This window comes from Marinobacter confluentis, from assembly GCF_004785685.1.
Classification (GTDB): Bacteria; Pseudomonadota; Gammaproteobacteria; order Pseudomonadales; family Oleiphilaceae; genus Marinobacter; species Marinobacter confluentis.
Window position 1 is genome coordinate 88604 of record NZ_SRPF01000007.1, and the last position, 10354, is coordinate 98957.

10 protein-coding genes are annotated in these 10354 nt (G+C 56.5%); 3 read left to right on the plus strand and 7 right to left on the minus strand.

The window, feature by feature from the left end; genetic code table 11:
• Window positions 1-870, plus strand: coding sequence for a sugar nucleotide-binding protein (locus E5Q11_RS16685; protein ID WP_135804587.1), 870 nt, complete (start codon window positions 1-3; stop codon window positions 868-870).
• On the opposite strand, the gene ylqF is transcribed toward E5Q11_RS16685, so the two are convergent.
• A complete protein-coding gene (gene ylqF / locus E5Q11_RS16690) occupies window positions 860-1726 on the minus strand; it encodes a ribosome biogenesis GTPase YlqF (RefSeq protein WP_135804588.1) in 867 nt (288 codons plus the stop codon). The two genes, E5Q11_RS16685 and ylqF, sit on opposite strands and share 11 nt — an antisense overlap.
• Window positions 1727-1954: 228 nt before the next feature.
• Here ylqF and E5Q11_RS16695 point away from each other — a divergent pair, with 228 nt between their 5' ends.
• Window positions 1955-2410, plus strand: coding sequence for a Spy/CpxP family protein refolding chaperone (locus tag E5Q11_RS16695; protein WP_135804589.1), 456 nt, complete (start codon window positions 1955-1957; stop codon window positions 2408-2410).
• Between the two features lie 62 nt (window positions 2411-2472).
• Here the strand turns inward: E5Q11_RS16695 and E5Q11_RS16700 are convergent, their stop codons facing one another.
• From E5Q11_RS16700 to E5Q11_RS16710, 3 genes are all read right to left on the minus strand, one after another.
• Complete coding sequence (locus tag E5Q11_RS16700; RefSeq protein WP_135804590.1) at window positions 2473-4959, minus strand: efflux RND transporter permease subunit; 2487 nt, start codon at window positions 4957-4959, stop codon at window positions 2473-2475.
• Between the two features lie 83 nt (window positions 4960-5042).
• Window positions 5043-6089: a lipoyl synthase gene (gene lipA / locus E5Q11_RS16705; RefSeq protein ID WP_135804591.1), complete on the minus strand. Its 1047-nt coding sequence runs from the start codon at window positions 6087-6089 to the stop codon at window positions 5043-5045.
• Window positions 6090-6255: 166 nt separating this feature from the next.
• Window positions 6256-7533 (minus strand): O-acetylhomoserine aminocarboxypropyltransferase/cysteine synthase family protein, encoded by a 1278-nt coding sequence (locus tag E5Q11_RS16710; RefSeq protein WP_135804592.1) that lies wholly within the window; start codon window positions 7531-7533, stop codon window positions 6256-6258.
• 215 nt (window positions 7534-7748) lie between these two features.
• Here E5Q11_RS16710 and E5Q11_RS16715 point away from each other — a divergent pair, with 215 nt between their 5' ends.
• On the plus strand, window positions 7749-8969 hold the full coding sequence (locus E5Q11_RS16715; RefSeq protein WP_135804593.1) for a sensor domain-containing phosphodiesterase: 1221 nt from the start codon (window positions 7749-7751) through the stop codon (window positions 8967-8969).
• A gap of 222 nt (window positions 8970-9191) precedes the next feature.
• On the opposite strand, the gene E5Q11_RS16720 is transcribed toward E5Q11_RS16715, so the two are convergent.
• The 3 genes from E5Q11_RS16720 to E5Q11_RS16730 all read right to left on the minus strand — a co-directional run bounded on the left by E5Q11_RS16720 (window position 9192) and on the right by E5Q11_RS16730 (window position 10243).
• Window positions 9192-9485 carry a helix-turn-helix domain-containing protein gene (locus E5Q11_RS16720; RefSeq protein ID WP_135804594.1) on the minus strand — a complete coding sequence of 98 codons (294 nt, stop codon included), beginning with the start codon at window positions 9483-9485 and terminating at the stop codon, window positions 9192-9194.
• Window positions 9482-9802: a type II toxin-antitoxin system RelE/ParE family toxin gene (locus tag E5Q11_RS16725; RefSeq protein ID WP_135804595.1), complete on the minus strand. Its 321-nt coding sequence runs from the start codon at window positions 9800-9802 to the stop codon at window positions 9482-9484. Before E5Q11_RS16725 ends, E5Q11_RS16720 begins: the two co-directional genes overlap by 4 nt.
• A 240-nt stretch (window positions 9803-10042) precedes the next feature.
• Window positions 10043-10243: a hypothetical protein gene (locus E5Q11_RS16730; protein ID WP_225315069.1), complete on the minus strand. Its 201-nt coding sequence runs from the start codon at window positions 10241-10243 to the stop codon at window positions 10043-10045.
• Window positions 10244-10354 lie beyond the last annotated feature (111 nt).

Genomic DNA, 10354 nt, shown 5'->3' on the forward strand with positions numbered 1-10354 from the left:
GTGCACGTGCTCGTTGTTCATGACTATGGCCCGCTGGGAAGAGTATTGCTGGAAGATCTGCGGGACACCCACCTTCAGGTGAGCCCGTTGTTGATCAGCGAACTGGACAGCGTTGAGCTGTCTGCACTGGCGGACTGGATACCGGACGACACCGACCTGATCGTCAACGCACTATGGCTTGCCGACCCCGAGCTTGCCGAAAGCGACCCTGAGTTCGCGCACAGAGCCTCGTTTTCATTGCCGGTAGCTTTGGCCGAGTACGCCAATGAGCACGGTATGTCGCTGCTGCAGCTGTCATCAAGTTATGTTTTCGATGGCCGCAAGCAAAGCGCCTACATTGCATCCAATCCGGGGCAACCGGTGAATGAGCTCGGAAACTGGCAGTGGGAGGCCGAGCAGGCTATCCGTACCCTGCTGACACGCCACATCCTGCTGCGGACAGGCTGGAGCCTGGGGCGTTTTCTGCGCAAGGTGCAGTCGGTGGCGTCAGGTTCGAACACCATCAAACTGCCCGGCAAGTGCCACGGCCAGCCGGTGACGGTCATTGATCTTGCCCGGGTGATGATGGCCATTATCAAACAGATTGATTGTGGCGCGGAAGTCTGGGGTACCTATCAGTATGCCGGAGCCGAGGATATTTCCCTCTATGAATTGGGGCTGGCGATTGCTGGCCTGCCGGGCATTCCCAGCGGTCTGCATGTGGTGGACGAAATGGCAGACTGGGCGATGCTGGAACCGGCAAACGCCACCATGATCTGCACCAAGATTCGCAATACTTTCGGCATCAAACAGCTGCCCTGGCGCTCTGGCCTGTCGGACGAACTCCGGCTGCTGTCGCAGCCTGAGCGCGAATCCGAGCCTACGGACTAGCCTCCGCCTCAGCGGTTTCCTTTTCAATCAGCGCCGGTGTCTCCAGCGACATCGGGCCAAGCTTGCCCGCCCGATACTCGTTCAGCAGAACTTCCGACACCTTGTGAAGGTCCGGCACGCCCCCACGCCGAAAGAAATGCCGTTTGGCTGCAATACCATCCATTAGCGCCAGCCCGTCCTCGGGCTTTGCTGTGAAACCGTATCTGGCGAGTATCTGATCCGGATAGGCCTGCAACAGATAGTCTGCGGCAAACAATGCCACGTCCTCAAATTCGATGACGGCGCTGCGGATGGCCCCACTTACAGCCAACCGATAGCCGCAGGCCTCCGGCGACAGTTTCGGCCAGAGGAATCCCGGTGTGTCATACAGCAGAACGTTATCCGGCAGCTTGATCGCCTGCTGGGCCCGGGTAACGGCCGGTTCATTACCGGTTTTGGCCACGGGCCGGCCTGCCAGAGTGTTAATCAGTGTGGATTTGCCGACGTTGGGTATGCCCAGAATCATTACCCGGAGCGCGCTTTTCTGACGATCATGCCCGGGCGTCATTTCTGCGGCCAGCCGGAGAATATCCAGTGCCTCGCTGCGCTGGTTGTGGGTCATGGTAATAGCCCTGACGCCACGCTCTTTTTCCAACCAGGCTTGCCATTGCGCAGTGACATCCGGATCGGCAAGGTCGCGTTTGTTCAACACCTTGATTACCGGGGTGTCGCCCCTGAGCGCCGGCACCAGAGGGTTCTCACTGGAGAACGGAAGGCGGGCATCGAGTACCTCGATGATCAGGTCCATCTGTGGCATTACTTTTTTGATTTCCTTGCGGGCCTTGTGCATGTGCCCTGGAAACCAGTTAATCGCCATGGGGATAACTCCCGTAAGAAATAGAGGTGTGGCCAGACGGCGCCATTATGGACGGGAATGACCAAATTTTCACATTTCTGTGAATCCCCGTATGGCAGGCGCTCTGGCCGGCCGCTGTTGGAAGTGTGTACAAAAAACGGGGGTATAGGGTGAAATCGGGTCTGGTTTTGTACTAGGGTGTAGAGCTCGAAAAACCAAATACCTTAATAAATTGTTTTGGAGATCTTTATGAAGCTCGTAAAACTGTTCGGAACCGCACTGATTGCGCTTGGCCTGAGTTCCCCGGCCATGGCCCAGCAATCCGGTGGTCAGCCTGACCAGGTGGACCAACTCGCCCAGATGGTCGGTCTGAGTGATGACCAGCAGACTGAAATTCGAGCTATCCTGGAGGAAATGCAGGGTGAAATCCAGGAGCTGAACGGCCAGGCTCAGCAGCTTCAGCAGCAGATCCAGGGTGAAATCAAGCCGGATTATGACGAAGCTGCCATCCGCGAAAACGCCGCTGAACTGGGTGAAATCACTGGCGAGATTGCTGCCCTGTCAACGCTGATGCAGGCCAAGGTAGACAGCGTGTTCACTGAAGAGCAGCGTGAGCAGCTCAACCAGCGTATGCAGCAAATGCAGCGGCAGATGCAACAGCAGCGCCAGATGCAGCAACAAGGCCAGGGTCAGGGCATGCAGTGAGTCCAGACCTGAGAAAACCGCCCTGGCACTGAGCCACGGCGGTTTTTTTGTGCCTGAAGGTTTTACCCGGAGTTGCCGAAGGGCTTTACCATCACAATCAGCCTGGGCAGCAGGGTAAGGGCACCTACCAGAGCCATGAACATGGCAAAGCCGGTGAACAGTCCGAAGTAGATAGTCGGAATGAAGTTCGACAGGACCAGAATCGAAAAGCCAGTGATTATGGTCAGCGACGTAAAGAACATCGCCTGCCCAATGCTGCGGTGGCAGCGGTGCATAGTGGCAATATAGTCGCCGTCCTTCTCGAATTCCGTTTTGAACCGGTGGATGTAGTGAATGGTGTCGTCCACGGCTATCCCCACGGTAATCGCCGCCACGGTAATGGTCATCATATCCAGCGGAATGCCTAGCCAACCCATCAGTCCCAGCACCGAACCGGCGGCAATCAGATTCGGAGCCATGCCAATCAATGCCAGTTTGATCGACCGGAACAGGATCAGAAACATAATCATGATGGCCAGGAACACCACGCCAATGGTCTTGATCTGGGAGTCGAACAGGCTCTGCAGCATGTTGTTGTACATCACCGTCATGCCTGTGAGCTGTACCTGATCGTCTTCGAAGCCCATGTCCTCGGTCAGGTGGCTGCGAATGCGGTCCAGCAATTCCTGGCGTCGCAGATCCGGCAGGGTTTCCAGAATGCGGATACTGAACCGGGCCTGGTCGTCTTCCTCGCTGATATAGGGCGTCAGCAGGATGTCCCGCAGATCTTCGGGCACCGCCGAAGGCACGAAGGCCAGTTCCAGGGCGTTCAGGGGCTCGCCGCCGTTCACCTGCGCCAGTATGTCCAGGGTGGTGCTGATGGACTGCACCTTGCCGGTTTCCGGCAGGCTGTCCAGATAGTCGTGGACTTTTTCCAGCCGGTCCATTTTCTGATAGGTGAACCAGGTGTCCCGGTATCCCTCGGCCCCTTCACAGTCCTCGACAAAAGGGTCACAGTCGCTGGCAAAGGGGTCTCCGCCGCTGGCGCTCTCGGGCGCCCTGTCGTCAGTGATGACCACGTCCAGGGGTGTGGTGCCGCCCAGGCGGTCATCGATGGTAATCATGCCCTGGTGGATTTCGGTACTGGACTTGAAGTAATCAATGAAGCTGTTTTCCACCGTCAGGCGGCTCAGGCCTATCACGCAGAGCACTGCGATGATGGCGGAACCGAACAGAACGGTGTTGCCAAAGTGCTCGGTAAACCGCGCGAACAGGTCCGTAAATGGAACGCGGTCCGAGCGCACCCGGTCGTCCAGTGGCGGAGGCAGCAGTGCCAGCAGGGCCGGGAAAACAATAAAGGTGATCAGGAAGGCGACCGTCAGGCCCAGGGTCATCATCCAGCCGAAATCGATCACCGGGCGAATGCCACTGAACGTCAGCGAGCCGAAGGCGACAATGGTGGTGATGGCCATGTAGAAGCAGGGTTTGACCATGGCCAGCAGTGTGCGCCGCAGTATGTCCAGGGATTCCGCTTCAGGATCGTCGTGCTGGAATTCCCGATAGCGGACGATCAGGTGAATCGTCAGCGACAGGGTCATGATCAGCAGCAACGAGACAAAGTTGGAGCTGATCACCGTCACCGGCCACTGCGCCCAGCTCAGGTAACCGATCATCAGCCACACGGTGAAACTGCAGCACAGCAGGGGTACCAGCACCCAGCGCCACTGGCGGAAGATGATGGCCAGGGTTAGTAGCAGGAACAGCAACACGCCAACGCCAAAAGTGGACAGGTCATTCTGGATAAAGCGGATCATGTCCGCGACGATCATGGGCACGCCGCCCAGGTAGATCTCCGCCCGGTCCCGGTAGTCGTCGAGAATGGTCCGGACTTCGCCGATGGTTCTGTCCCGCTGCTCGCCCTGGGCTTCGGTAAATTCAATAAATTCCTGGCTGACGGTTTCCAGGCGTTGCTGTCCTGCTGCAGAAGCCTCGCCGCTGTCGACCTTGTCCCTCAGGCTGTTGCGCTCTCGCAGCAGTTCGAAATAGCGCTCCGGTGTCGGCAGGTTCACCTGTATGGCAGTGGTGCGGGCATCCTCGCTGATCAGCAGGTTGGGGTAGAGCGGGTTGTCCAGCAGCGCCTCGCGGGCGGTATCCGGTTCAACGCCATCTTCATCGATGGTCTTGATCTCGGAATCCACGGTGTCCAGGGTCAGGTCCGGGCTGTGCAGCAAGGGGACATTCAGGATGCTGTTGGTGGAGCTGACGTTGTCCAGTGCTTCAAGGTCGTCACGGAGCGACCGGAGCAGGGCCAGGCCGTCTTCGCTGAACATTTCCTCATGGGGGGTAAAGGTAACCACGAGGAAGTCGTCAGAGGTGGTGAAGCGGCGATTTACTTCCCGGTACTGCTCCAGTGAGCGGTCGTTTTCCAGCACCAGGGACTCGGCGGAGGCGTCCAGTCGGAACTGGTCAAGCCGCAAACTGGCAAGCACCAGCAGGGCGCCGAAAATCAGAAGAACGAGAACTGGATGGGGAAGAATCAGCCGGTCATAAAACGAACGAAGCCAGGACATCAGAAACAGCACCCTTCACATTGGAAACGAGTGCAGAGTGTGCCACAAACTGTCAGGTTGCGGTGATTCTGTTGGGCACCGAATCAGTCGACGGCTTTAACGGGAATCTGCTGCGCTTTTGATGAAGCAGGAACTTCCGGCACGGCAAGGCCAAGATTGTTCTTTTCGAACACCCGGTCAGCGCGATAACTGGAGCGCACCATGGGACCGGAAGGCACCTCCATAAAGCCTTTTTCCAGGCCGATTTCCCGGTAGCGGTTAAAGGCTTCCGGCGTGACGTATTCTTCCACCGGCAGATGGTTCGGGGTCGGGCGCAGGTACTGGCCCAGGGTCAGTATGTCGACGCCAATGGCCCGCAAATCGTCCATGGTTTCCAGAATTTCTTCTTCGGTTTCACCCAGGCCCAGCATCAGGCTGGTCTTGGTGAGTACATCCGGCCGGTACCGCTTTGCGTGGGCCAGCACGCTGAGAGTTTTCTCATAGCCGGCGCGGGGATCACGCACGCGGGTGGTCAGACGCTTGACGGTCTCCACGTTCTGGGCGAACACATCCAGCCCGGAATCCACCACTTTCTCAACGTGGGGCATGACCGCGTCGAAGTCCGGGGTCAGGGCTTCAACTGCGACGTGAGGGGTGCGTTCCTTGATGGCTGAAACGCAGGCGGCGTAGTGGGCTGCGCCGCCGTCATCCAGATCATCACGGTCCACGGAGGTAAGCACGATATAGCGCAATCCCATCAGTTCCACGGACTTGGCGGTGTTTTCCGGTTCTTCGTGGTCCAACCAGCCCTTGGGATTGCCGGTATCCACAGCGCAGAAGCGGCAGGCACGGGTGCAGACAGAGCCCATAACCATGATGGTCGCGGTGCCATTGGTCCAGCATTCACCAATGTTGGGGCAGTGGGATTCCTGGCAGACGGTACTCAGGCGATGTTCGCTGACGTTCTTGCGAACCGCCTCGTAGCGCTCGCCGCCCGGCATGCGAGCCCGCAACCAGGAGGGTTTACGCTGGGTCTTGGTATCGATAATGCCCGAGCCGGAGCGCTTGATTCCGTCCTTGATGGCAGAAAAGCCATGTTCGTTACGGAATTTGGAACCGCTGGTGACGCGGGGCTTGGCGCTGTCGCTCATTGCACTGGAGCTCTCTTGGATTCGAATGAAAAAGGTAACAAGTAAGGTAAAAGGGTAATCCGGCGACACAATTGTTACAAGACAGATAGGGATAATCACGGGGATGGCCGGGCACGACATTGGTCGAACCCGGCCGGGCTTCAGATAGAGAAGAGGATCAGCAAGGTCAGGCTGTTGCCTTGTCCAGCGCCTGTGCGATGTCGGCAATGATATCGTCCACATGCTCGATACCAATGGACAGGCGCACCAGATCTTCACTGACCCCTGCACTGGCCAGTTCTTCCGGGTTCAGCTGACGGTGGGTGGTCGTGGCCGGATGGCAGGCCAGGGATTTGGCATCGCCGATGTTCACCAGTCGGTAGATCAGTTCCAGCGCGTCGATAAATTTCCCGCCGGCCTCAAGGCCGCCTTTGATGCCGAAGCTCAGAATGCCGGATGCCCTGCCGCCACAGATCTTGTCGCAGGTGGCTTTGTAGGGGCTGTCGGCAAGGGTGGCGTAATTGACCCATTCCACGGACGGATGATCCTGCAGGTACTGGGCAACTTTCTCGGCGTTCTGGCAGTGTCTTTCCATGCGCAGCGCCAGTGTCTCCAGCCCCTGCATGATCAGGAACGCATTGAACGGGGACAGCGCAGCGCCGGTGTTCCGTAGTGGCACCACGCGGCAGCGGCCAATAAAGGCAGCTTCGCCCAGGGCTTCGGTGTAGACCACACCGTGATAGGACGGGTCCGGCTCATTCAGCATCGGGAATTTTGCGGCATTGGCTTTCCAGTCGAACTTGCCGGAATCCACAACCACGCCGGCCACCGTAGTGCCGTGCCCGCCAATGTACTTGGTGAGTGAGTGAACCACGATGTCGGCGCCGTGTTCTATCGGACGACACAGGAAGGGGGTGCCAACAGTGTTATCGACAATCAGCGGTATGCCGTGTTTGTGGGCGATTTCCGCCCAGCGCTGGATGTCGACCACGTTACCGGCGGGGTTGCCAATGGATTCGCAGAAGAGGGCGCGGGTGTTGTCATCAATGGCGTTCTCCACCGCATCGAAGTCGTCGTGGCGAACCATCTTGCAGGTGATGCCCTGATTTGGCAGCGAATGGGCGAACAGGTTGTAGGTGCCGCCGTACAGCTGGCCGGTGCTGACGATGTTATTGCCGACCTTGCAGATGGTCTGCAGGGCATAAAGGATGGCCGCCATGCCGGAGGCCACAGCCAGCGCGCCGACGCCACCTTCCAGTTGAGCCATGCGCTCTTCCAGCACCGCATTCGTGGGATTCATGATGCGGGTATAGATGTTGCCCTGCACCTTCAGGTCGAACAGATCAGCGCCGTGTTGGGTGTCGTCGAAGGTATAGGACGTCGTTTGGTAAATAGGTGTAGTGGCGGCGTTGGTGGCCGGGTCGCCTTTAAAGCCGGCGTGGAGGGCGACGGTTTCTGGTTTCATTGCAACGATCCTGCTGTCGTGAATTTGTTTTTGGCTACCAAACATTAGCGACGATGAGGTTCGCTGTCCATCAGTGTCTCCAGCGGATCCCGGGCAACCCTTTTTTTCGCTGCCAAAGACGTTATTGCGCTTTTGTTCGCTACGCTGTATGAAGGAGAGTAGTGTAGGAGGAAGGTCCGGAATCTATTGCCCAATGACAGAAAACGGGGGGGTTCATGGTTGTTAAGGGTGCGCTAACCGCAACCGACTATTTCGACCAGGGATTCACGGTATCGATCTCGAAATTGTTGGGCATGCTTCGCCGAAATTTTGGTATGGATCTGGCGTTCATCGGCAAATTTGAACGCGGCTTTCGGTCGTCTGTCGTTCTGAACGCGGGAGAGCGGTCAAAGCTTTCAGACAACGCCTATTTCTCCCACCCGGAAAACGATACTTACTGCCGAAAAATCGCTGACGGTGAGCTTCCCTGCATCATCCCGGACACCAGCCAAAATCCGATCACCCGTGACATGGCGGTGACAGACGACCTGTCCATTGGCGCCTACATGGGTGTGCCCATTTTTTTGTCCACCGGCGAAGTGTATGGAACCCTGTGTTGCCTCAAGCATTCCACCGATGACTCACTGAGCTCGCGCGATCCATCCCTGCTGCGTTTTGTGGCTGAGGTGATCGCTGACCGGATCGAATCCCTTAGGACGTCCGATCGACGGCTAACTGAGATCGAGGAACGAATCGACCAGATCATCGCGTTCGATGAACTGGAGATGCACTTCCAGCCCATCTGGGCGGTCGAGAAAGAGTGTGTCGCTGGCTACGAGGCGTTGGCCCGATTTCAGACGGTGACCTATCGCCCGCCAGACTTATGGTTCAGCGAAGCGGAAGAGGTCGGGCAGGGCGAGCGCCTGGAAGCCATGGCAGTCCGCCGGGCGCTTGGTGCCCTGAAACATCTGCCAGAGGACTGTTTCATCAGCATCAATGCCTCGCCGGAAATGGTGCTTTCCAGGGTGCTGGCCAAACTGCTGCTAGGAGCAGACGGCGACCGCGTCATCGTAGAGGTGACGGAACACGCCAGAATTATGGACTATCAGGCGTTCAGAGACGCCGCCCATCTGCTTCGGACAATGGGTGTTCGGCTGGCCATCGATGACGCCGGCTCCGGCTACGCGTCCTTCAAACACGTGGTAGAGCTGGACGCAGACATCATCAAGCTGGACCTGAACCTGATTCGGGGCATCGATGCGGACGTGAAAAAGCAGGCAATGGCAGCAGCACTCATTTCATACGCTCGTCGCGTAGGCGCAGAGGTAGTGGCAGAGGGCGTCGAAACCCAGCAGGAATTTGCAATGCTTAAAGAACTCGACGTCGACAAAGTTCAAGGCAGCCTGATCGGCAAAGCCGTCCCGCTTGATGAAATTTCCTGCAATCCGATCGTCTGACAGACCACCACTCCGGGCATAAAAAAAGCCACGATGTGAATCATGGCTTTTTTCGGAAGTCTGGTAGCAAGGGGCGGAGTCGAACCGCCGACCCCAGCATTATGTGTGCTGTGTAAGAGGAGCACTACCGTACACAAAATTTCAAAAACAACAGGTTAGCTTAAAGGTGAGTGCACCGAAGGTCACAAAAGCATACAGCGGTAGTCAAGGGGGCAACCGACATCACGCGGATTCACGGCTGTCTTCAACGGCTTCCAGCTTCACCCGAAAACCACACGCAGCGGCATACTTATTGAGCGTGCCCCAGCTCGGATTACCTTTGCCATGCTCAAGCCTTGAAATGTTGCTCTTGTTGGTTCCAAGTTTTTTGGCAACCTCCTCCTGAGTAAGACCAGCTGAAGACCTCATAGTGACAAGCTGATCAATCAGGCTGAACTCGTCCTGGAGGGCATCGTACTCCTTCCGGACCTTGGGGTTTTGCAGTGCTTTCTGCTTAAAATCTTTAAAGCTCTTCATTTCTTGACCTCCTTCAACCGCTCTTTGGCAAGCTCTAAGTCTTTCTTGGGTGTCTTCTGATCCTTCTTTACGAATACGTGCAAAACGACGATTCGCCTGCCCTCCATGTAGCAGAAGATACCTCTACCGATCCCTTCTTTTGCTTTCGCCCGGATCTCGAACAGCTCATCGCCCAGCGGCTTTGTGTGCGGTGCGCCTAGATTGGCTCCGTGCTTCTCCATCAGATCCATCAAACGAAGCATTCTTGCCTGGATCTTGGGTGGCATATCCGCTAGATCTTCGTCCACCTTCCCGTATAGCTCAATTTCCCAGGCCATTTACACTCCTATTCCTTTATATTGTTATCATAAATGACAACCTTGGGTTTGGGGAAATTCCAGAATGGAATAAGAAGCGCCCTGCTTAATCTATCGGCCTCAGGCAGCATCGTTTTATGAGACCTGTGGAGATAGTCCATCGACAGACACTGATTTTTAAAAACAGACAGTTATGGCTTGGCGAGGTTCAAAACCGCACATTGGGGGACGCTGTTGAGGACGAGTGGACAAACGCCATGCTCAATCAAAGCCGTACTTTTCTCTCCGCTGATTAAAGGCACTTTCTCCGCCTTCTAAGATATCGGCTGCTAGCTTCTGAACTTGGAAGAGATCTACAGCGCCTTGATTGTCTTCGAGAATTTGGCCGCTGCCATCATTTTGGGTGAAAACGCCAATCCACTCAGCGTCACCGAATACGGGAATATTTGCGTTTGTAACCATCCCCTAAAATCGGTGCATGCGTAATTAGAGTTCTCCGGCCTACAATGAGACAAACGGAGAGCGACATGAAAAAGTCACGGTACAGCGAGTCCCAGATCGTCAAGATCCTGA